The organism is Neoroseomonas soli (assembly GCF_018129065.1).
Taxonomy (GTDB): Bacteria; Pseudomonadota; Alphaproteobacteria; order Acetobacterales; family Acetobacteraceae; genus Neoroseomonas; species Neoroseomonas soli.
Window position 1 is genome coordinate 1 of the sequence record NZ_JAAEDM010000044.1, and the last position, 20,950, is coordinate 20,950.

A 20,950-nucleotide genomic window follows, 5' to 3' on the forward strand; every position below is an offset into this window, starting at 1 on the left:
GGCGCTGGGGCTGATGCCGCGCGCCGGCGCCGCGCTGGCCGCCGCCGCGGCGGGTGCGCGCCGGCTCTTCGAGACCGCGGATGCGAAGGAGCCCGTGCCTGAGCCGGACGCTCCGGCGGCACTGCCCTCTGGCCATTCCCTGCGCGTTTCCGGCCTTCGCTTCGCCTGGGCGCCGGACCGGCCGCCGGTCTTCGATGGTCTTGACCTGGAGGTCCCCGAGGGCGGGCGCATCGCGCTGCTCGGCCCATCCGGGACGGGCAAATCGACGCTCGCCGCATTGCTGCTGAAGTTCGCCGCGCCGCAGGATGGGCGCATCACGCTCGGGGGCGTGGACATCGTCTCCCTGTCGGCTGCGGACCTGCGCCGGCGGGTCACCTGGCTGACCCAGGATGCCCGGCTGTTCGACGACACGATCGCCGCCAATCTCCGCCTCGCCGAGCCGGGGGCGACGGATGCCGAACTCTGGCGGGCGCTTGACCGGGCGCAGATCGGCGATGTCGTGCGCTCGCTGCCCGAGGGGCTGGAGACGATGTGCGGCGAGGCGGGAATACGCTTCTCGGGGGGGCAGGCACGTCGCCTCGCGCTGGCGCGCACGCTGCTCTCGCCAGCCGCCGTCGTGATCCTGGACGAGCCCGCCGCCGGCCTCGATGCCGATACCGAGCGCGCTTTCCTGCAGACGCTCGACGAGGCCACCGCGGGACGCAGCGTCATCCTGATCCTGCACCACCTGATCGGCGTGGAGCGGCCGACCCGGATCCTCCGCCTCGCCGGCGGGCGGGCGATCCCCGCCGCCGGCTGAGGCCCGCCCGTCAGGGCGCCGGCTTGGCGCCGCCGATCGGGATGCGGTTGGTCCTGGCCTTTGCCTCCGGCGGGCGTTTCAGCGTCACCGTCAGGACGCCCTTGTCGAAGGCGGCGGTCGCCTGTGCCGGGTCGGCCGCCCAGGGCAACGGGATGGTGCGGCTGAAGCTGCCGTAGGAGCGCTCGGAGATGTGCATCCCCGCCTTTTCCTCGGTGGTCTCCTGCCGCTTCTCGCCCGAGAGCGTCAGCGTATCGCCTTCCAGCGAAACCTCGACGTCCTTTTCCTCGAGCCCCGGGAGTTCGACGGTGACGGTCAGGCCGTCGTCGGTTTCCTTCATCTCGACCGACGGCGCGAAGCCGGCCAGGGGCGCAGGCCCGCCCCGGAACATTTGGTCGAAGACCCGATTCACCTCGCGCTGTAACGTCCCGAAGAGATCGGACGAAGACTCCGGACGCGGCATTGGAACACGCGAGACCATGACGATTTCCCTCCTTGCGAAACGGCCCGGCGGGACACCACCCGGCCAGGCCGGACAAAAGGCATCTAGGGCAGGCGACGGGCGCGGTTCTTGTCTTGGATCAATCCCGCAGGCGCGCGAGGGATCGGACCGATGAGCCGGCAGGTTCTGGCGCCACCGAGGCCGCTCGACCCCGCGAAGTTCCGCGACCCGGTCACCACAGCCAAGGGGGAACGCCGTGCGACGGTGGCGCTCAGGGGGTTGCAGACCTTGTGGGTGAACACCGGAACGCTCTGCAACATCGCCTGCCGCAACTGCTATATCGAGAGCAGCCCGAAGAACGACGCGCTCGCCTACATTTCCGCGGCCGAAATCCGCGCCTTCCTGGACGAGGCCGCATCGCTCGGCGCGCCGCTTCGGGAGGTCGGCTTCACCGGCGGCGAGCCCTTCCTGAACCGCGAATTGCCGGAAATGCTGCGGGACGTGCTGGGCCGCGGCCTGTCCGCACTGGTGCTGACCAATGCGATGAAGCCGATGATGAACCACGCAGGGGCGCTGCTGGCACTGCGCGAGGAATTCGGCGATCGGCTGACGATGCGGGTCTCGCTCGACCATCATGAGGCGGCGATGCACGACCTCGAGCGCGGGGAGGGCAGTTTCGCGAAGACGCTGGAGGGGCTGGTCTGGCTCGCCCGCCACGATTTCCGCATTCATGTCGCCGGCCGGGCAGCGTTCGGTGGTGGCGACGACGCCGCGATGCGCCAGGGCTACGCCGCGCTCTTTTCCGCCCATCGCATCCCGGTCGATGCGTCGGACCCTGTCGCGCTCATGCTCTTCCCGGAGATGGACGCCGCGACCGACGTGCCTGAGATCACGGAGGCCTGCTGGGGCATCCTGGGCAAGTCGCCCGACAGCCTGATGTGCGCGTCGGCCCGCATGGTGGTGAAGCGGCGCGGCGCCGAAAGGCCCGCGGTGCTCGCCTGCACGCTCCTCGCCTATGATCCGCGTTTCGAACTCGGTGCGACGCTGGCCGAGGCGTCGCGGCCGGTCGCGCTGAACCATCCCCATTGCGCGACGTTCTGCGTCCTCGGCGGGGCGGCCTGTTCGCGCTGAGGGCGCTGCGGGATGATTGACTAAGGGAGCGGCTTCGCGCGACCAAGGGGCAACCGTGAGCCTCGGAGTCGTCCAGATGCGCCGCCGCCACCTGATCGCCGCCCTGCCTGCCGTTCTGGCAGCGGCCTGCACCACTCCAGCCTCCGCGCCGCCGTCCATCACCGTCTTCTTCACCGAGGATTCGGCCAGGCTGGACAGCGAAGCGACGGATGTCGTGCGCCGCGCGGCCCAGGTCGCCCGTGGCGGCACGGGGCCGGTCACCGTCCTCGGCTTCGCCGGTCCGGCGGGCGGCGCCGCCTACAACCGCGCGCTGTCGGAAGCCCGCGCGCAGCACGTGGCGGACCTCTTGGCGCAGAACGGCGTGGCACGCGAGCGCGTCCGCATCGTCCCGCGCGGCCCAGTGCCCTTCGAGGCGGTGCCGACGGAAAGCCGCCGCGTCGAGATCCGAATCGGCAGTTGATGCGCACCCCGGAGGACCCGAGGGAGGTCCTTCGCCGCGTCTTCGGCCATGAGGAGTTCCGCGGGCGGCAGGAGGAGATCGTCCGCCACGCTACCGACGGTGGCTCGGGCCTGGTGCTCATGCCGACGGGCGGGGGCAAGAGCCTCTGCTTCCAGGTTCCGGCGCTGTGCCGGCCCGGCATCGGGATCGTCGTCTCTCCGCTGATCGCGCTGATGGAGGACCAGGTCGCGGCGCTGCGCCAGCAGGGCGTGGCCGCGGCGGCCCTGCATTCCGACCTGCCGCCGGAGGAGGCGCGCGCCGTGTTGCGCGACCTGCATGGCGGCCGGCTGAAACTGCTCTACGTCTCCCCGGAACGGCTGACGCTGGACGGGACGCTGGCGCGGCTGGACGAACTTCCGATCGCCCTCTTCGCGGTCGACGAGGCACATTGCGTCAGCCAGTGGGGGCACCATTTCCGGCCGGAGTACCGCGGCCTCGGTGTGCTGGGCGAACGTTTCCCCGGCGTGCCGCGCCTCGCGCTGACCGCGACCGCCGACCCGCGCACCGTGGAGGACATCCGCGTCCAGCTCGGGCTGACCGAGGCGCCGGTCTTCCGCGCCTCCTTCGACCGGCCGAACATCTTCATCTCCGCCGCGCCGCGCGAAAGCGAGCGGTCCCAGCTGCGCGGGCTGATCCGCGAGGCCGGTGGCTGCGGCATCGTCTACTGCGGCAGTCGCGCCAGGACCGAGAGCACCGCCCAATGGCTGTGCGCCGACGGGCACGACGCGCTCGCCTTCCATGCCGGCATGGATGCCGGCGCGAAGCGGGAGGCGCATCGCCGCTTCGCCCGTGGCGACAACGTCATCATGGCCGCGACCATCGCCTTCGGCATGGGCATCGACCGGCCCGATGTGCGCTGGGTCGCCCATCTCGACCTGCCGCGCAGCCCCGAGAGCTGGTACCAGGAGATCGGCCGCGCCGGGCGCGACGGGCTGCCCGCGCGTGCGCTGCTGCTCTATGGCGCCGGTGACATGGCGTTGGCCCGCCACCGCATCGCCGAGAGCCCGGCCTCCGACGAGCAGAAGCGCGTCGAGCGGTCGCGCCTGGACGCGATGATCGCTATCGCCGAGGCCGCTTCCTGCCGCCGCGCCCTGCTGTTGCGCTGCTTCGGCGAGGAGCCGGCGGCCGCCGAATGCGGCGCCTGCGACGTGTGCCGCACGCCGCCGCGGATGTTCGACGGGACGGTGGCGGCGCAGAAGCTTCTCTCGGCCGTGGTGCGCACCGGGCAGCGGTTCGGCCTGGGGCACGTGGTCGACGTGCTGCGCGGGCGGCTGACGGACAAGGTGGCGCAGTTCGCACATGACCGCCTGCCGACCTTCGGCGTGGGCAAGGACATCTCCGACAGCGTCTGGCGCGGCGTGGCGCGTCAACTGGTGGCGCGCGGCGCGCTCGACGTCGCGGTGGAGAACCACGGCGAGTTGGTCGCGACCGAGGCGGCACGGCCGGTATTGCGCGGCACCGAGCCGGTGATGCTGCGCCAGGATGCCGTTCAGCCTGGCCCGCGCCGCGCCGCCACCGCCGCCGCGCCTGTCGGTTCCGGGGATCCGCTGTTCGAGGCTTTGCGCCTGTGGCGCCGGGGCGTCGCGCAGGCCCAGTCGGTGCCGGCCTATGTGGTGGCGGATGACAGGACGCTCGCCGGCATCGCGTCACGGCGGCCGGCGACCGAGGACGACCTGCTGGAGGTCCCCGGCATGGGCCGTTCCCGCGTGGAGCGCTACGGCGCCGACATCCTGCGGATCCTCCGCGAGGAGGCGTGACCGCGCGGCGGCGTGCCGCGATCCATGCGGTGTGATGTATTGCATCGCCGGTGTCGCGGACCGGCCGCTATGCTGCATCATCACGCTGAGGGAATGCCGACATGCGCCGCTCGATATTGCTTGCCGCCACGCTGATCACCGCCATGGCTGCTGCGCCTGCCCGCGCGGACGATGTCTCCGACGCCATCGCCGCGGCGCAGCGCGCGTATCAGGGCGGCAAGGTGCAGGACGCGCAGACGGCGCTGCAGGAGGCGCTGCAACTGCTCGCCCAGCGCGCCGCGGCGGCGCTGGCGGCGGCGCTGCCGAATGCCCTGCCGGGCTGGACGGCGGAGGAGGCTACCTCCAACACCTCCGGGATGACGGGGCTCTTCGGGGGCTCGACGGCCTCCCGGTCCTACCGGAATGCGCAGGACCAGATGGTCGAGATCCAGGTGATGAGCGACAATCCGCTGATCGCCCAGCTCGCCGCGGTCATGGCGAACCCGATGCTGGCCGGGGCGATGGGACGACTGGTGCGCATCGGCGAGCAGCGCGCCATCCAGTCGAATGACGGCAACATCCAGATGCTGGTGGACAACCGCATCCTGGTGCAGGTGCAGGGCGATGCGCCGCCGGAAGCGAAGATGGCCTATGCGCGGGCGATCAACGTCGCGCGGCTGAGCGGGCGCTGAACAAGGGCGGGCGCCGCGTTCCGGACACCGCCGCGCGAAGGGCCGGGACCGCGCCGAGTGGCACGGTCCCGACTGTCCCTCAGGCCTCGGCCTTGTGCGGGACGCCCTTCTCGTTGAGCAGGTTGGCCAGCTCACCGGACTGGAACATCTCCATCACGATGTCGCAGCCGCCGACGAACTCGCCCTTCACGTAGAGCTGGGGGATGGTCGGCCAGTTGGTGAAGGCCTTGATGCCCTCGCGGATCTCCATGTCCTCGAGCACGTTCACGCCCTTGAAGGGCACGCCCATGTGGGAAAGGATCTGCACCACGCGGGCGGAGAAGCCGCACTGCGGGAAGACCGGCGTTCCCTTCATGAACAGCACCACGGGGTTTTCCGTGAGGTCGGCCTGGATGCGGTCGAAAGTCGGGTTGGACATCGGGTCGGGGTCCTATTCCGGAGCAGAGGTCTGGAGAGCGAGGGCGTGCAGCACGCCCCCCATGCGTCCCTGGAGGGCAGCGTAGACGATCTGGTGCTGCTTCACGCGGGAGATGCCGCGGAAGCTTTCGGAGACGACCTTGGCTGCATAGTGATCGCCGTCGCCGGCGAGATCCTCGATGGTCACCTCGGCATCGGGGAGCGCTGCCTTGATCAGCGCCTCGATCTCCGCGGGTTGCATCGCCATTAGGCCTTCCTCCCTTCCATCAGCGCGGGAAGGGTCGCCTCGTTGGCGTCCCGCAGCGCATGCACCGATATGGAACGGCCAGCGGGCAGAACCAAGTCCCCGCCGCCGGAACGGCCGAGGCGCATCGCCGGCACGCCCGCGGCCTGTGCTGCGGCCACGAAGCCATCGGCATCCTTCACCGCGACGGCGTAGCGGGACTGATCCTCACCGAACCAGAAGGCGTGCTCGGGCACGCCGGGGGGGGCGGCGCCAAGTGTGGCGCCCACGCCGGTTTCCATCGCCATCTCGGCCACCGTCACCAGCAGGCCGCCATCGGCGCAATCGTGGCAGGCCAGCACGGCGCCGCCGAGGATCTGCGCGCGGACGAAGTCGCCGTTGCGACGCTCGGCGGCGAGGTCCACCGGGGGCGGGGCGCCTTCCTCGCGGCCGGCGATCTCCCGCAGCCAGAGGGACTGGCCGAGCCAACCATCCGTCTTCCCGATCAGGACCAGTTCGGCGCCGTGGGGCATGCCGAGGCCGATGGCGTCCGCCGCATCGTCCAGCACACCGACGCCGCCGATCGCCGGGGTGGGCAGGATCGCGCGGCCTTCCGTCTCGTTGTAGAGGGAGACATTGCCGCTCACGACCGGGAAATCGAGCGCGGTGCAGGCGGCGGCCATGCCGCGCACGGCGGCAGCGAACTGGCCCATGATCCGCGGCTTCTCGGGGCTGCCGAAGTTCATGTTGTCGGTGATGGCGAGCGGCAGGGCGCCGGTCGCGGTGATGTTGCGCCAGGCCTCGGCGACTGCCTGCTTGCCGCCTTCCTCGGGGTCCGCGAGGACGTAGCGGGGCGTGCAGTCCGTGGTCATGGCCAGCGCGCGGGCGTGGTCCTCGATCCTGACGATGGCGGCGTCTGCGGCGCCGGGGCGCTTCACCGTCTGGCCGTTCACCAGGCTGTCGTACTGGTCCCAGATCCAGCGACGGGAGCAGAGGTCCGGCGTCGCGACCAGCTTCAGCAGCGCATCCTCGATGCTGGTGGGATTGGCGATCGAAGCAGGGTCGAGGACGGGCTGCTTCGGGGTTTCCTCGGTCGGACGGCGGTAGAGCGGGGCTTCCGATTCCAGCGGGGCGAGGGGGATGTCGGCTTCCACCGCGCCCCTGTGGCGGATGACGATGCGGCCGGTGTCGGTGAGGCGGCCGATCACCGCGAAGTCCAGTTCCCACTTGCGGAAGATCGCCTCGGCCTCGGCCTCGCGGCCGGGCTTGAGGATCATCAGCATGCGTTCCTGGCTTTCGGAGAGCATCATCTCGTAGGCGGTCATCCCCGTCTCTCGTTGGGGGACGCTGTCCAGCACGAGGTCGATGCCCATGCCGCCCTTGCCGGCCATCTCGACGCTGGAACTGGTCAGGCCCGCGGCGCCCATGTCCTGGATGGCGACGATGGCGTCCGTGGCCATCAGTTCCATGCAGGCTTCGATCAGCAGCTTCTCGGCGAAGGGGTCGCCGATCTGGACGGTGGGGCGCTTTTCCTCGCTGTCGGCGCTGAACTCCGTGCTCGCCATGGTCGCGCCGTGGATGCCGTCGCGGCCGGTCTTGGAGCCGACATAGACGACCGGATTGCCCGTGCCGGTGGCGGCGGCGGTGAAGATGCGGTCCGCGCGCGCGATGCCGACCGTCATGGCATTGACCAGGGGGTTGCCGTTGTAGGCGGGGTGGAAGTTGACCTCGCCACCCACCGTGGGCACGCCGACGCAGTTGCCGTAGCCGCCGATCCCGCGGACCACGCCGTCGATGATCTGCTTCATCCGCGGCGCGTCGGGGGCGCCGAAGCGCAGCGCATTGAGGTTGGCGATGGGCCGCGCGCCCATGGTGAAGACATCGCGCAGGATGCCGCCCACGCCCGTCGCCGCGCCGTTGTAGGGCTCGATGTAGGAGGGGTGGTTGTGGCTCTCCATCTTGAAGACGGCGGCCAGGCCATCCCCGATGGCGATGACGCCGGCATTCTCCCCCGGGCCCTGGATGACCCAGGGGGCCTTGGTGGGCAGTTCCTTCAGCCAGACGCGGGAGGATTTGTAGGAGCAGTGTTCCGACCACATCACGCTGAACACGCCGAGCTCGGTCAACGAGGGCGTGCGGCCGAGGATGGCGAGGCAGCGGTCGTACTCGTCCGGCTTCAGGCCGAATTCGGCGGCGAGCTGGGCGGCGCGGGCGGGGTCGAGCGAGACGGGGGCGGTCTGCGGGGCGGCGGCGGTCATGGAGTGCCTTGTCGGCACGCCGCGCGCCGCTGTCCAGAGGGTTCGCCGCAGGTCTGATCATGACCAGCCGAGACGCAGGGCGCGGGGGATGTGCTTGATGCCGCCGGCCCTTCGGTGGAGGTGGCGGAGGGTGCGCAGGAGGGCGGTGTAGGGGCCGTGTGCCGCCGTGGCGCGCGGGGGCGGGGGCAGGCGGAGGTTGCGCCGCAGGTTTTCGGACAAATCGGGGTCCGGGACCTTCGAGGGCGGGCCATTCAGGGCCTGGAGGAAGCCGAGGCGGCGGATGAGGGCGATGAATTTCAGCCCTCGGAGCCGGATGGCGCGGCGGCAGGCGCGGAAGATGCGGGGGGCGATCTCTCGGAGCGGGTGGTTAGGACCAGCGTCCTTGATGGCTTCGAGAAGCTTTTCCCACAGGCCGGCATGGGTGAGGCGGCGGAAGTAGCGGGAGACGGTGTCGGGCTTGCCGTGTTCGGGCGGGAGGCAGCGCCAGGGAAGGGTGGTGGAGGCGAGGTGGAATATGGCGTTCATGCGGGTGCGGAGGTCACCGATCTTGCGGCCGGCGGGGGATCGGGGGAGGATGTAGGGGAGGAGGGCGTGGAACTGGGTGGGGGTGAGAGGGGTGCAGCGCATTACGAATGGCTAGCATGTAGTAATAAAATAGGAAAAAATTCCGTTTTTGCCTTGTTGCGCGGTTCGTCCGTGTGGCAAAACCCACTAAGTGCCACCCCGGTTCAACCCCAAGATCGAGTCTGGCGGCCAAATGTACCGCCGGATGCCTCGGTTGCGGCGGAATTTTTTCCTCAATCGACCGGTAAGAAAAAACACACAACTAAAATCTTATTAGAGCTCTCTTCGCGGAAATTTAACGATAATATAGCACCATCATATGTGTCATTTTTCATAAATTTCAGCGAGTTTGGCCAGAGAAAGAGTTTGCGCATTCATTATGTACGTTAATTGTTGGGGGGGATAAGTTGATCACGATAGGCATCAGAGCTGCTCCGTCGGTCGTGACGTTCGCAGTCTATGATTTCGCCAAGAAGGAGGTGGTAAACGTCGAGCAAATCAGGATACCGGCGGCCTTCTCGATCCCAGATCGCTTGAAGTACTTGCGAAGCAACCTTCTAGACGTCTTGCGCGAATTCAAAATCGAAAAAGCGGGTGTCCGCGTGACCGAACCCTTTGCCCGGAATCCAAGCGTCGAACGAATTCAGATCGAAGGTGTAATTCAAGAAGCATTCGCAAGTAGCGAATTGAAGGCATACTATGTCGGGCAGATTTCTTCGATTTCTGCCCGCGTGGGAATCGAAAGAAACGAATTCAAGCCTCTTGTCGAGGGTAAAACCAGTTACGGTGTAGAGAACTGGAAGGGCATGTCCCAAGAGGAGCGCGAGGCCATTCTCTGTGCGATGGGAGCAGTCAATGTTTAAGCCGTACAATAAGGCGCAGTTAACATTTGATCTTGTTAAAGAAATTGGCCAGAGCGGACGAAATTCAAAGACGTATATATCTCGTGATCATCAGCTTGATGCTGAAATTGTTATTAAGCAAATTGCTAAAAAAGAATTGGCCTCGCCAGAAAATTTCTTCGATGAATCGAAAGCGCTGTATGCCAGCGCTCATCCGAACGTCGTTCAAATTCACTATGCTTGCGAGGATGCAGAATCAATATACCTCGCGATGCCTTATTATCGCAGAGGCTCAGTCAAGGAGATGATCACGGGCAAACACATGACCGTGCGTGAGGTCGTGGCTATTGGGTGTAACGTGTTGACCGGACTACACAACATTCACTCGAAAAAACTCATCCATTTCGATGTAAAACCCGACAACGTGCTTATCTCAGACCGGGGAGAAGGCCTTCTATCCGATTTTGGTTTAGCGAAGCAGATGAATTTTTCTGGGATCGCTGGGCAAGATCGCCTTTACACTCCGATGACGCCGCCCGAGGCCACCAGGGGCGACCATTTTGACGTGACTTTCGATATCTACCAAGTCGGACTTACGTTTTACCGAATGTGCAACGGAAATGATGCTTTCTACGAGCAACTCCAGAAATATCGTCCGCGGACGTCCTTCGATCGCGATGCCTTTCGATTTGATGTTCGCAACGGCAGATTTCCGGATCGGAAAACTTTCGCGGCGCATGTCCCGTCCAAGCTGCGGAACATTGTAAAGAAGTGCTTAGCCCTGAAGCCGGATGATCGATTCCAGTCAGCAATAGATTGTGCCAACGCTTTGGCGCTGGTCGACGGCACGACATTGGACTGGCGCCTCTCGGAAATTAATGGTACCAGGATCTGGAGCAAGAACGAAAATGGAACATCTTATGAGCTGACGGTGAAGGCGGATGGGGAGGCCACATGCTACAAATCTGTGAACGGCGGGAATCCTCGACGCGTCAGCGATGGGTGCGCTTCTGCGATGAGTGAAAAAGAGATCACGAGCTTCCTGGCTTCCTATTGATGCAGAGGATTGGAAACAATTCGGGTAAGTACGTGAAGCGTTCGTCCCTGGTGACGCGTCCAAATGACGGTGAGAAGCTGGCTCAGTTACGCCCCTCCGCCGAGCGAGAGCGGGAATTCATGACCGCTCCGATCGACGACAGTTTCTACATGAAATTTCGTTCCATTAGTGGCCGGAGCCGCACTAAGAGCTGAGTAGTGTCAATTGGTGACCGTTTCGTCTGCCTTCCCAACGGCGTGATTTGCCCGTGCCAATTTGCACTATGCCCTACAGACTGACGGGTGACGTGCTGTGCGTTCAACCGGTCGTATTCTCGGTGTTCCATGTCTCGCCCTGGACGTCTGGCATGGTCGCGGAGTCGCCACCTTGGGCGCTTCGATCCCGTCCGCGGGACGAACTGACAGATCGAAGGTGCAGGAAACTAAGTTTCCTGCCGGGGTGCAGGGGCAGCGCCCCTGCGAAGCGCCCTCCGCGCCCGGCGGCACTCTCGCCGGGCCATGGCACCCTTGCCGAAGCGAGCGCGTCCGCCGGGCGTTCGAACATCGGCGGGCCATCCCCCCATCGCCCTACCGGGCTACACTCCCCACATGGGGCGCAGCGATGCTCCGAAGGGTCACGCCTCCCGTGCCGGGGCTGGCTGAGAAGGGCCTCTGTCATGAAGCCGATGGACGAGCGCCATTTCGCGATCCTTCGCCGCCACATGGTGGAGGTGATCGCGATCCATGTGGATCTGCTGGGCGACGAACTCCGCACCGACGCCCTCGACCCGCGCGTGATGGAGGCGATGCTGCGGGTGCCGCGGCATCTCTTCGTGCCGCTGCCGCTGGTGCCGCACGCCTATCAGGATGGGCCGCTGCCGATCGGCTTCGACAAGACGATCTCGCAGCCCTTCATCTGCGCGCTGCTGGCGCATCTGCTCGCCCTGGAGCCGGATCATGAGGTGCTCGAGATCGGCACCGGGCTCGGGTATCTGGCGGCGATCCTCTCGGAGTTGGCGCGGCAGGTCTGGTCCGTCGAGATCGTCGAGGAGTTCGCGACCGAGGCCGAACTGCGGCTAGGGCAGCTTGGCTATGCGAACGTCTCGGTCCGCGCCGGCGATGGCGCTCGCGGCTGGGCGGAGCATGCGCCCTTCGACCGCATCGTCATGTCGGCGGGCGCGGAGAAGGTGCCGCCGGCGCTGCTCGAACAACTCCGGCCGGGCGGGCTTATCGTCCTGCCCATGGGGCCGCCGGATGAGCAGCGGCTGGTCGTGCTGGAGAAGCGGGAGGCCGGGGCGCCGGGGAAGACCGAGTCGATCCCCGTGCGCTTTGGCCTGCTCGAGACAGTGATCTGACGGGCGGGGGCCGGCGGGCGCCCGTGGCTCCGCCGCTTCAGGCGGCGACGAACGCGTCTGCCAGGCTCTCGAACATGGGCAGCCCGTCCGTCCCGCCCATCAGCGGGTCCACCAGGTCTTCCGGGTGCGGCATCAGGCCGCAGATCCGCAGGTTTGGCGAAAGGATGCCGGCGATGTTGCGCGCGCTGCCGTTGCGGTTGGCGGCCTCGGTGACGGTGCCGTTCTCGTCGGTGTAGCGGAAGGCGACGAGGCCTTCGCCTTCCAGGCGGTCGAGCGTCGCGTCGTCGGCGAAATAGTTGCCGTCGCCGTGGGCCATGGGGGCGCGGAAGATGGCGCCCTTCTGCCAGCGGGAGGTGAATGCCGTGCCGGCGCGCTCGACGCGCATGTGGCAGTCCATCGAGAGGAAGCGGAGGGAGGCGTTGCGCAGCAGGCCGCCGGGCAGCAGGCCGGCCTCGATCAGGATCTGGAAGCCGTTGCAGACGCCGAGGATGTGGCCACCCTTCGCGGCGAAATCCTTCACGTCCCGCATGATGGGGGACTGTGCGGCCATGGCGCCGCAGCGCAGGTAGTCGCCATAGGAGAAGCCGCCGGCGAGCACCACCAGGTCGAGATCCTTCGGCAATTCTTCCCGGTGGAAGAGCATCAGCGGGTCGCGGCCGGTCACGCGCTTCAGCGCAGTGCGCATGTCGCGTTCGCGGTTGGTGCCCGGGAAGACGATAACGGCGGATTTCATGGCGTGGTCCCTGCGGCGGGTCGTTGGTCGTCGGACAGCGGTCAGCCGATGGCAAGGCGGAGCCAGTGGATCCCGCCGAGCACGATCATGGTCGCGGCGGCGGCGATCGCCGCGGCGGTGACCCAGCGGTTCGCCGTGCGCTTGCCGCGTTCGACGAGCCCGAGGCGGGGGCCTCGCTGGGTGGCGGCGAGGCGATCCTCCCGCCAGCGCAGCCCCATCGCGATGAGGACTGTGAGGACCATCATCGCAATGAGGCTGGCCTTCACCACGTCAGGCGATCTCCACCCGGAAGGATTCGATCACCGTGTTCGCGAGCAGCTTGCGGGCCATGTCCTCGGCCGCGGCCTTGGCCTTGGCGGCGTCGGTCTCGGCCAGGTCGAGCTCGATGACCTTGCCCGCGCGCACGTCGCTGACGCCGGCGAAGCCGAGGCCCTCGAGCGCGTGGCCGATCGCCTTGCCCTGCGGGTCGAGGACGCCGGCCTTGGGCATGACGTAAACCCGCGCCTTCACTGCATGCTCTCCGGGCCGGACATGTCGCGCGGGCCAGCCTCGGGCAGGATGCCGAGGCGGCGGGCGACTTCCTGGTAGCCTTCCTCGACCTTGCCGAGGTCGCGGCGGAAGCGGTCCTTGTCCATCTTCTCGCCGGTCTTGGCGTCCCACAGGCGGCAATTGTCGGGGGAGATCTCGTCGGCGAGGACGATGCGCATCTCCTCGTTCTCCCACAGCCGGCCGAATTCCAGCTTGAAGTCGACGAGGGTGATGCCGACGCCTAGGAAGAGGCCGGTGAGGAAGTCGTTCACCCGCAGCGTCAGCGCGACGATGTCGTCGAGGTCCTGGGTGGCGGCCCAGCCGAAGCAGGTGATGTGCTCCTCGGCGACCATCGGGTCACCGAGCTGGTCGTTCTTGTAATAGTACTCGATGATCGAGCGCGGCAGCCGCTGGCCCTCGGGGATGCCGAGGCGCGTGGCGAGCGAGCCGGCCGCGACATTGCGGACCACCACCTCGAGGGGGATGATCTCGACCTCGCGGATCAGTTGCTCGCGCATGTTGAGGCGGCGGATGAAGTGGGTGGGCACGCCGATCTCGGTCAACCGCGTCATCAGGTATTCGCTGATGCGGTTGTTCAGCACGCCCTTGCCGGTGATGGTGCCCTTCTTCTTCGCGTTGAAGGCGGTAGCGTCGTCCTTGAAATACTGGACGAGCGTGCCGGGCTCCGGCCCCTCGAACAGGATCTTGGCCTTGCCCTCGTAGAGTTGTCGGCGTCGCGCCATGTCGCAGGAATCCTCGTGGCCGCCTGGCCGGGGGGGCAAGCGGGTTGCCGCCGCGGTATAGCAACTGCGGTGCCGGGTGACCATGAGGCTCCCGGGACGCAGGGCTGACGTGGCGGCGGGGCTCGGCCGTCAGGGTGCCGCGGCGGCCGGAAGCGGAAGCCTCACGGGGCTGAAGGGAGAAGTGCCAGGCCGGCCGGCGCAGAAGCGCCAGGTCGCGGCGCCGCTACCCCCAAGGGCAAGGAGGCTCGACGAGACGGTCCCGAATCCGCCGACGGGCGGGACGTTCAGCGTGCTCGCGAGGCCGGTCTCGGGATCCTGTCCGTCATCCGAGAGCAGGGTGGCCCAGCCGGACCAATCGTCGAGGCCGGGTTCCGGCGGGGGTGCCGCGCGGAAGCGCGGCAGGTGACGCCGGGTGCGCGGGCTGTTGAGGTCATTGGGGTCGTGGGCGGTAACCATGGAGACGCCCTCCGGCAGTTCCACGACGTCCGCCTGGCCGGTGCCAAGACCGCGCAGGAAGAAGGCGCCGGCCGAATCGGCGATGACCAGGTTGAAGGGGCGCCATTCGCCGGCGGGCAGGGCAGCGATGCGGGCGGCGGCGGCGGCGGCGCTTGCCGCGGTCGCGGCGAGGAGGGGGAGTTCCCCGCGGGAGCGCTTCCCCGACGCAGGCCCCAGGCTGCCGGGCCGGTTCAGCGCGGCGGCGACGACCCCCGAGGCGCCGAACGCCATCCAGGTCCCACCCGCAGTGCGGTCGCGCCCGCCTACGACGCCGGGGCGGTCGGGCCACCAGGCGCCGGGCGGGTCCCAGGCCCGGTCGAGCCGTTCGTCGCGATTCGCAGCCATGACGAGAGGCCAGGCATGGCCGGGTCGCCGGAGGACGATGACGGTGCACATGCCGGTCAGGCTGCGGGCGGCCGGCGCCGGGCGCAAGGCGCCCGGCCCGAGCCGCTCAGAAGCGGAAGTTCAGCGAGACGCCGGGCGGGCCGTAATAGACCGGCGGCGCGTAGTACACCGGCGGCGGCGGCGCATAGTACACGCGCGGCGGCGGAGCGTAGTAGACGGGCGGCGGCGCGTAATACACGCGCGGCGGCGGCGGCGCGTAGTAGTAGGCGCGCGGCGGCGGCCCCCAGCCGCGGCCGGGATGGCCGCGCCAATGGCGGTCGCCGGCAACGGCCTCGCCGCCCGGCACCGCCATGGCGGTGATCGCAACCGCGGCGCCCATGGCAATCATGCGAAGCGTACGCATGGTTCGAGCCCTCCTTACATTCCAGCCATGATGGCTCGGGCCTGGGGCAGAATCACGGCAATCCTTGCCACGCTCTGGCCCCGCGGCCGGATCGTCACGCCTCGCCGAAAACCCGGCGGAAGATCGTATCGACATGGGCGAAGTCCCGCCGCGGGTCCATTGCCGCGTCGAGGGCCTCGCCACTCAGCCTGGCTGCCACCTCGGCATCTTCCAGCAGGTTGGCCCGGAAGGTCCGGCCCTGCGGGGTGCCGAGGGCCTGCCAGGTCGCCATCGCCGCGCGCTGGACGGCGGCGTAGGCATCCTCCCGGCTCATGCCGGCCTGGGTGAGTGCGAGCAGCACCTTCTGGCTGTGCACCACGCCGCCCAGGGCGTCGAGGTTGGCCTGCATCCGCGCCGGATAGATGGTCAACTTCTCCATCATCCCGGCCAGCCGCATCAGGGCAAAGTCGAGGGCGATCGTCGCATCCGGCGCGATCACGCGCTCCACGCTGGAATGGCTGATGTCGCGCTCGTGCCAGAGGGCGACGTTCTCCAGGGCAGGCGTCGCGTAGCCGCGCACCAGGCGGGCGAGCCCGGTGAGGTTCTCGCTCAGCACCGGGTTGCGCTTGTGGGGCATCGCGGAGGAGCCCTTCTGGCCGGGATGGAAGAACTCCTCGGCTTCGCGCACCTCGCTGCGCTGGAGGTGGCGGACCTCGGTCGCCAGCCGCTCGATGCCGCTCGCCACCACGGCCAGCGCGCAGAAGAAGGCGGCGTGCCGGTCGCGCGGGATCACCTGGGTGGAGACCGGCTCGACCGCGAGGCCGAGCTTTTCCGCCACGAATGCTTCGACCCGCGGATCGACGCTCGCGAAGGTCCCGACCGGGCCGGAGATGGCGCAGGTCGCGATCTCCCGCCGCGCCGCGACCAGGCGTTCCCGGCCGCGGGCAAATTCCGCGTAATGGCCGGCGAGCGTCAGGCCGAAGGTGGTGGGCTCGGCATGGATGCCGTGGCTGCGACCGACGGTCGGGGTGTGCCGGTGCTCCAGCGCCCGCGACTTCAGTGCCGCCAGCACCGCGTCCACGTCGGCGATCAGGAGGTCCGCGGCGCGCGTCATCTGCACCGCAAGGCAGGTGTCCAGCACGTCGGAGGAGGTCATGCCCTGGTGCATGAACCGCGCCTCGGGCCCGATCCCCTCGGCCATGAAGGTCAGGAAGGCGATGACGTCGTGGCGGGTGACGCGCTCGATCTCGTCGATGCGCGCGACCTCGGCGTCACCGATCGCGGCCGCGCGGGGCTCACCCTTCTCGCGGATGACGCGGGCGGCCTCGGCCGGGATGGTGCCGAGCCCGGCCATCGCCTCGGCGGCCAGGGCCTCGATCTCGAACCAGATCCGGTAGCGCGCGGCGGGCGACCAGATCGCCTCCATCTGCGGGCGGGAATAGCGCGGGACCATGCGGTAAAGTCTCCGGGTTGGCGGCGCCGCGGGTTTGGCCCCTGGCGCCGCGTGGCGCAAGCCGTGATGGCCCGGGACCGCGTTCGGGGTTGCCGGAAGATGTCCAGAACGTTATCTCCGCCGCCTCGGATCGGCCCCAATCTGCCAAGGACCTTCCAAAGATGTTGGAAATGCTGCCCGAATGGCTCCAGCCGCTGGCGATGGTGCTGTTCATCGACGTGGTCCTCGCGGGCGACAATGCCATCGTCGTCGGCATGGCGGCCGCGGGCCTGCCGGCCGACCAGCGCCGGAAGGCCATCTTCTGGGGCATCATCGCCGCAACGGTCATGCGTATCGCCTTCGCATCGATCACCGTGCAGCTCCTCAATGTCGTCGGCATCGTCCTCGCTGGCGGCGTCCTGCTGCTCTGGGTCTGCTGGAAGATGTACCGGGAACTCCGCGACGGCGGCGGCCATGACCACCCGGACGTGACGGAGCAGCGCGAAGGCGTCGAGGCCCTTCAGGGCACGGAGCCCGGCGCACCGCGCAAGACGCTCGGCCAAGCCATCACGCAGATCCTGGTCGCGGACATCTCCATGAGCCTCGACAACGTGCTGGCGGTGGCCGGCGCGGCGAAGGACCACCCCTACATCCTGATTGTCGGCCTTGCCGTCTCCGTCGTCCTGATGGGTGTCGCGGCGACGCTGATCGCGCGGCTGCTCGACAAGCACCGCTGGATCGCCTGGATCGGCCTGCTCGTCATCCTCTACGTCGCCTTCCAGATGATCTACGAGGGCACCCACCAGGTGACCGAGGCGGTGCCGGAGGCCTATGCCTACCTCTTCCTGCCGCTCGGCTTCCTCGTTCCGGCCATTGCGGGAGTGTTCCCGGTGTGGCTATGGGTCGGCGCGACGCTCATGCAGATGATTCTCTACTCCGCCGTCATCACCCTGGTCGCCGGTGCGGTGCGCGACTACAGCCGCCCGCGCGCGAGTGCCTGAGGGCGCGCGCCCCGTGCCGGCACGGCCGCGCCAGGGCACCAGGGCCCGGCGCGGGTCCGTCGGCGCGGGCTGCGCGGATGATGCCGGCGCCGTGCGGCTCTGCCGCGCCCGCGGCGCCTTCGCGGCGGGCCTGCTGCTCGCTCTCGGCGCCTGCGCGGCCCTGGACGAATCGGGCAGGGCGCCACTCGGGACCGTGGCCACGCAGATGCCGGCCGAGATCGCCGGCTTCATGCTCGGTGAGGTCGCCGAGCGCCCCGGCCCGGTCCTTTCCCTCGACTACGCCACGCCCAACCGCGCGGCCGTCGCTACCGTCCTGGTCTATGGCACCGGCGGCCGCGCCGTCCCGAGCGACCCGGCCGCGCCTGAGATCGATCGCGAGCTGACCTCGGCAGTGACCGAGCTGACCGAGGCGCCATCGGGCCGGACCGGCCGGCGCCTGACCGAGCAGGAACGCCTCACGGTTGCCGACCCCGGCTTGCGATGTGCCCTGATGAGCGGTGCCTTCGGCCGTGCCCCAGTGACGCGGCACGTCTGCATCGGCGGTGCCCAGGGGCGCTTCGTGAAGGTGCAGGTCACCATGGGCAGTGCCGGGGCGCGTGGCGCCGCCGATCCCATCGCCTTTGCCGCCGGGGCGCTCCGCGCGGTACGCGGCACCTGATAGCCGACGGGCCCGGCGGCCCGTTCAGCGCAGGCAGCGCAGGAAGACGGTGGAAGCGTGGGCGATCTCGCCCACCTCGGCTGCCGTGCGCGGCGCACCGCCTTCCTCGAGCTGCGGCTGCACGCCGTGCTCCCGCATGAAGTCGACTGCTTCCGTGTGCTTCACGGCGAAGTTCACGTTCTGCGGGATGTCGCCGGTCGCCTGCGCGATCCGCTGTGCGTTCAGCTTCGAGACGATGACGCCCACCACATGGCCGCGCAGGTCGAGCAGCGGTCCGCCCGAATTTCCCTGCTGAACCGGCGCGCTGATCTGGATCTGGCGGGCGTTATCGCCGAGCCCGGCCAGGGCGGAGACGTCGCCCGTCGTCAGGGTCGGACCTGAGGAGAGCAATCCGGCGAGAGGGAAGCCGTAGGTCACCACCGACTCGCCGCGCCGCACCTCGGCTGCGCGGCGGAAGGGCAGGACCGGGCCCGGGTCGCTCTCGGTCCGCAGCAGGGCGAGGTCGCGTTGCTGGTCGGCGGCGATCACCGTCGCCGGGATCTCCTGCCCGCCGGCCAGGCGCGCGGTCATTGCCGCGCAGCCCTCCGCGACGTGGTGGTTGGTCATGATCTGGCGCGGCGCGACGACGAACCCGGTTCCCGAGGAGACCGCCTGGCGGCCACCGGGCGATGCGCCGGGCCGCCCCGGGGCCGAGGCGCCGAGGGGCGGCGGCTTGTCGCGCGGCAGCGCCATCTGCGGCCCGGGCGCCGGCCGGGCCGGACCCGGCCCGAGATTCGGCTGCTGTGGCGGAGGCGGGGGCAGGTTGCCGAGCGAGCCGGGCTTCTGCGCTGCCGCGGGAACGGCGGCGAGCGCGCAGGCCAGCGCGAGGGCGGTCGGAGCGAAACGCATGACGGAAGGGTGAGGCTATGCCGCCGCGCCGGTCAACGGCCGCAGGGGCGTCACGGCGCAGATCGCGCGAAGCGCTTCACAGCAGACCTTCGCGGCGGAAGGAGAGGTGGCGGCCATTGCCCACGATGAGGTGGTCGTGCAGCACGATGCCGAGGATGCCGGCGGCCGCCTTGACCTCCTGCGTCATCTCGAGGTCGGCGCGCGACGGCGTCGGATCGCCCGAGGGGTGGTTGTGCACGAGGATGAGCGCGGTCGCCTGCAGCTCGAGCGCGCGCTTGACCACCTCCCGCGGGTAGACCGGCGTGTGGTTCACGGTGCCGCGCGCCTGGGCCTCGTCGGCGATCAGCCGGTTGCGGGTGTCGAGGAAGAGGACGCGGAACTGCTCGACCCTCTCGCGCGTCAGCGCCGCCGAGAGATAGGCGAGCAACCGGTCCCAGTTGTTCAGCACCGGCTGTTCCATGACCTCGGCGCGGGCGAGGCGGAGGGCCGCGGCCTGCACCGTGCGCAGCGCCGCCGCGCCGGCCTCGCCGAGGCCATCGACCTCGCGCAGTTCATGCAGCGGCGCCGCGAGGGCGCCGGCGAAGGAGCCGAAGCGCGCCAGCAGGGCACGCGCGATCGGCTTGGTGTCGCGCCGGGGGAGGGCGAGGAACAGCACCATCTCGAGCAGTTCGTGGTCGAGCAGGGCGTCGGGGCCGGCCGTCAGCAGCCTGGTCCGCATGCGCGCGCGATGGCCGAGATGGCCCGGCGCCTCCGCCTCCGCGGGGCCTTCGATGACGGTGAGGAGGCCGGGCATCGCCTCGGCCAGGCCGGTCTTCCTGCGCATGAGCCTCGCCACCGGCGAAGGGCGCCGGTGCGCGATGAATCCTATCAGGAATCCACTCGAGGTTGAAGCGCGCTTCGCTCAGTCGCGGCGATAGGGGCGGTGCAGACCGGCGGGGGATATGGTGAAGATCTCCACCCCCGTCTCCGTGATGCCGACCATGTGCTCGAACTGGGCCGAGAGGGAACGGTCGCGCGTCACCGCGGTCCAGCCGTCGTCGAGGATCTTCACCTCGGGCCGGCCGGCATTCACCATCGGCTCGATGGTGAAGAACATCCCCGGCTTCAGCCGCGGTCCCTCGCCGGGGCGGCCGTAATGCAGGACGTTGGGCGGCTCATGGAAGTGCCGGCCGATGCCGTGGCCGCAGAAGTCCCGCACCACGCTGAAGCGGTGCTTCTCGACGAAGGTCTGGATGGCGTGGCCGATGTCGCCCAGGGTCGCGCCCGGCTTGACGGCGGCGATGCCCTTCATCAGTGACTCGTAAGTCACGTCCATGAGCAGCCGCGCCTTGGTGGAGGGCTGGCCCGCCACGTACATCCGGCTGGTGTCGCCGTACCAGCCATCGAGGATGACGGTCACGTCGATGTTGACGATGTCGCCCTCCGCCAGGACGCGCTCGCCCGGGATGCCGTGGCAGACGACGTGGTTGACCGATACGCAGGTGGACTTGGTGTAGCCGCGATAGCCGAGCGTCGCCGGCACGGCGCCGTGCTCGACCATGAAGTCGTGGCAAAGCCGGTCGATCTCGCCCGTGGTGACGCCGGGGCGGATATGGGCCGCGATCATGTCCAGCGTCTCGGCGGCCAGGCGGCCAGCCTTGCGCATGCCCTCGAAGTCCTCGGGGCGGTGGATCGTGATGCGACGGGGTTCGCCGCCGTGCTGCTCCATGGTGGGTTCCAGATTGCGGCGTGGTTTCAAAACAAAAAGATGCGCCC

At 68.6% G+C, this 20,950-nt stretch carries 24 protein-coding genes and 1 pseudogene; 10 read left to right on the forward strand and 15 right to left on the reverse strand.

All coding sequences use genetic code 11. The features are described 5' to 3' along the window. Positions 1–799: amino acid ABC transporter ATP-binding/permease protein (locus tag GXW76_RS15410; RefSeq protein ID WP_211862976.1), on the forward strand; the 799-nt coding region annotated here is incomplete at its 5' end. Between the two features lie 10 nt (positions 800–809). On the opposite strand, the gene GXW76_RS15415 is transcribed toward GXW76_RS15410, so the two are convergent. Next, positions 810–1,136 (reverse strand): Hsp20/alpha crystallin family protein, encoded by a 327-nt coding sequence (locus GXW76_RS15415; protein ID WP_211862977.1) that lies wholly within the window; start codon positions 1,134–1,136, stop codon positions 810–812. Positions 1,137–1,409: 273 nt separating this feature from the next. On the opposite strand from GXW76_RS15415, the gene GXW76_RS15420 reads away from it, so the two are divergent. The 4 genes from GXW76_RS15420 to GXW76_RS15435 all read left to right on the forward strand — a co-directional run bounded on the left by GXW76_RS15420 (position 1,410) and on the right by GXW76_RS15435 (position 5,296). Next, complete coding sequence (locus tag GXW76_RS15420) at positions 1,410–2,369, forward strand: radical SAM protein (RefSeq protein ID WP_211862978.1); 960 nt, start codon at positions 1,410–1,412, stop codon at positions 2,367–2,369. A 55-nt stretch (positions 2,370–2,424) separates the two neighbouring features. Continuing rightward, positions 2,425–2,829, forward strand: coding sequence for an OmpA family protein (locus GXW76_RS15425; RefSeq protein WP_338150972.1), 405 nt, complete (start codon positions 2,425–2,427; stop codon positions 2,827–2,829). Next, complete coding sequence (gene recQ / locus GXW76_RS15430) at positions 2,829–4,625, forward strand: DNA helicase RecQ (protein WP_211862979.1); 1,797 nt, start codon at positions 2,829–2,831, stop codon at positions 4,623–4,625. The genes GXW76_RS15425 and recQ overlap by 1 nt, the downstream gene beginning before the upstream one ends. 101 nt (positions 4,626–4,726) lie before the next feature. Continuing rightward, positions 4,727–5,296: a hypothetical protein gene (locus GXW76_RS15435; RefSeq protein ID WP_211862980.1), complete on the forward strand. Its 570-nt coding sequence runs from the start codon at positions 4,727–4,729 to the stop codon at positions 5,294–5,296. 79 nt (positions 5,297–5,375) lie between these two features. Here the strand turns inward: GXW76_RS15435 and grxD are convergent, their stop codons facing one another. Genes grxD through GXW76_RS15455 form a run of 4 tightly spaced genes read right to left on the reverse strand, consistent with a single transcriptional unit; the run spans position 5,376 to position 8,821 of the window. Then, positions 5,376–5,714 carry a Grx4 family monothiol glutaredoxin gene (gene grxD, locus GXW76_RS15440; protein ID WP_211862981.1) on the reverse strand — a complete coding sequence of 113 codons (339 nt, stop codon included), beginning with the start codon at positions 5,712–5,714 and terminating at the stop codon, positions 5,376–5,378. A gap of 12 nt (positions 5,715–5,726) precedes the next feature. Beyond that, positions 5,727–5,960, reverse strand: coding sequence for a BolA family protein (locus GXW76_RS15445; protein ID WP_211862982.1), 234 nt, complete (start codon positions 5,958–5,960; stop codon positions 5,727–5,729). Further along, positions 5,960–8,194: a phosphoribosylformylglycinamidine synthase subunit PurL gene (gene purL / locus GXW76_RS15450; RefSeq protein ID WP_211862983.1), complete on the reverse strand. Its 2,235-nt coding sequence runs from the start codon at positions 8,192–8,194 to the stop codon at positions 5,960–5,962. Before purL ends, GXW76_RS15445 begins: the two co-directional genes overlap by 1 nt. A 57-nt stretch (positions 8,195–8,251) precedes the next feature. Continuing rightward, the gene (locus GXW76_RS15455; RefSeq protein ID WP_211862984.1) at positions 8,252–8,821 is read right to left on the reverse strand and encodes a transposase; all 570 of its coding nucleotides are present in this window, start codon (positions 8,819–8,821) and stop codon (positions 8,252–8,254) included. A 344-nt stretch (positions 8,822–9,165) separates the two neighbouring features. Between GXW76_RS15455 and GXW76_RS15460 the strand changes: the two genes are divergently transcribed. The 3 genes from GXW76_RS15460 (at position 9,166) to GXW76_RS15470 (ending at position 11,990) form a co-directional block, all read left to right on the forward strand. Then, complete coding sequence (locus GXW76_RS15460) at positions 9,166–9,621, forward strand: hypothetical protein (RefSeq protein WP_211862985.1); 456 nt, start codon at positions 9,166–9,168, stop codon at positions 9,619–9,621. Continuing rightward, positions 9,614–10,657, forward strand: a complete 1,044-nt coding sequence (locus GXW76_RS15465) for a serine/threonine-protein kinase (RefSeq protein WP_211862986.1) — start codon at positions 9,614–9,616, stop codon at positions 10,655–10,657. Before GXW76_RS15460 ends, GXW76_RS15465 begins: the two co-directional genes overlap by 8 nt. 655 nt (positions 10,658–11,312) lie before the next feature. Next, positions 11,313–11,990 (forward strand): protein-L-isoaspartate(D-aspartate) O-methyltransferase, encoded by a 678-nt coding sequence (locus GXW76_RS15470; RefSeq protein WP_211862987.1) that lies wholly within the window; start codon positions 11,313–11,315, stop codon positions 11,988–11,990. Between the two features lie 37 nt (positions 11,991–12,027). On the opposite strand, the gene purQ is transcribed toward GXW76_RS15470, so the two are convergent. From purQ to purB, 7 genes are all read right to left on the reverse strand, one after another. Next, positions 12,028–12,723, reverse strand: a complete 696-nt coding sequence (purQ, locus tag GXW76_RS15475) for a phosphoribosylformylglycinamidine synthase subunit PurQ (RefSeq protein ID WP_211862988.1) — start codon at positions 12,721–12,723, stop codon at positions 12,028–12,030. A 41-nt stretch (positions 12,724–12,764) separates the two neighbouring features. After that, on the reverse strand, positions 12,765–12,992 hold the full coding sequence (locus GXW76_RS15480) for a hypothetical protein (RefSeq protein WP_211862989.1): 228 nt from the start codon (positions 12,990–12,992) through the stop codon (positions 12,765–12,767). 1 nt (position 12,993) lies between these two features. After that, positions 12,994–13,233, reverse strand: coding sequence for a phosphoribosylformylglycinamidine synthase subunit PurS (gene purS / locus GXW76_RS15485; RefSeq protein ID WP_211862990.1), 240 nt, complete (start codon positions 13,231–13,233; stop codon positions 12,994–12,996). Further along, positions 13,230–13,994 carry a phosphoribosylaminoimidazolesuccinocarboxamide synthase gene (purC, locus tag GXW76_RS15490; RefSeq protein ID WP_211862991.1) on the reverse strand — a complete coding sequence of 255 codons (765 nt, stop codon included), beginning with the start codon at positions 13,992–13,994 and terminating at the stop codon, positions 13,230–13,232. Before purC ends, purS begins: the two co-directional genes overlap by 4 nt. A gap of 129 nt (positions 13,995–14,123) precedes the next feature. Beyond that, complete coding sequence (locus GXW76_RS15495; protein ID WP_211863015.1) at positions 14,124–14,885, reverse strand: NRDE family protein; 762 nt, start codon at positions 14,883–14,885, stop codon at positions 14,124–14,126. A gap of 55 nt (positions 14,886–14,940) precedes the next feature. Beyond that, a complete protein-coding gene (locus GXW76_RS15500; RefSeq protein ID WP_211862992.1) occupies positions 14,941–15,237 on the reverse strand; it encodes a hypothetical protein in 297 nt (98 codons plus the stop codon). Between the two features lie 94 nt (positions 15,238–15,331). Further along, entirely contained in the window at positions 15,332–16,669 is a 1,338-nt protein-coding gene (gene purB, locus GXW76_RS15505; protein WP_211862993.1) for an adenylosuccinate lyase, read from the reverse strand. Between the two features lie 161 nt (positions 16,670–16,830). Between purB and GXW76_RS15510 the strand changes: the two are divergent. Further along, positions 16,831–17,472, forward strand: a pseudogene (locus tag GXW76_RS15510) (TerC family protein); the annotation flags it as partial. Between the two features lie 268 nt (positions 17,473–17,740). Continuing rightward, positions 17,741–18,307 carry a hypothetical protein gene (locus GXW76_RS15515; protein ID WP_211862995.1) on the forward strand — a complete coding sequence of 189 codons (567 nt, stop codon included), beginning with the start codon at positions 17,741–17,743 and terminating at the stop codon, positions 18,305–18,307. A 24-nt stretch (positions 18,308–18,331) separates the two neighbouring features. Here GXW76_RS15515 and GXW76_RS15520 read toward each other — a convergent pair whose 3' ends face one another. From GXW76_RS15520 to map, 3 genes are all read right to left on the reverse strand, one after another. Next, positions 18,332–19,195, reverse strand: a complete 864-nt coding sequence (locus tag GXW76_RS15520) for a S1C family serine protease (protein ID WP_211862996.1) — start codon at positions 19,193–19,195, stop codon at positions 18,332–18,334. Positions 19,196–19,271: 76 nt separating this feature from the next. After that, positions 19,272–20,018 (reverse strand): RadC family protein, encoded by a 747-nt coding sequence (gene radC / locus GXW76_RS15525; RefSeq protein ID WP_211862997.1) that lies wholly within the window; start codon positions 20,016–20,018, stop codon positions 19,272–19,274. 78 nt (positions 20,019–20,096) lie between these two features. Continuing rightward, on the reverse strand, positions 20,097–20,903 hold the full coding sequence (map, locus tag GXW76_RS15530; RefSeq protein WP_211862998.1) for a type I methionyl aminopeptidase: 807 nt from the start codon (positions 20,901–20,903) through the stop codon (positions 20,097–20,099). Positions 20,904–20,950: the final 47 nt, after the last annotated feature.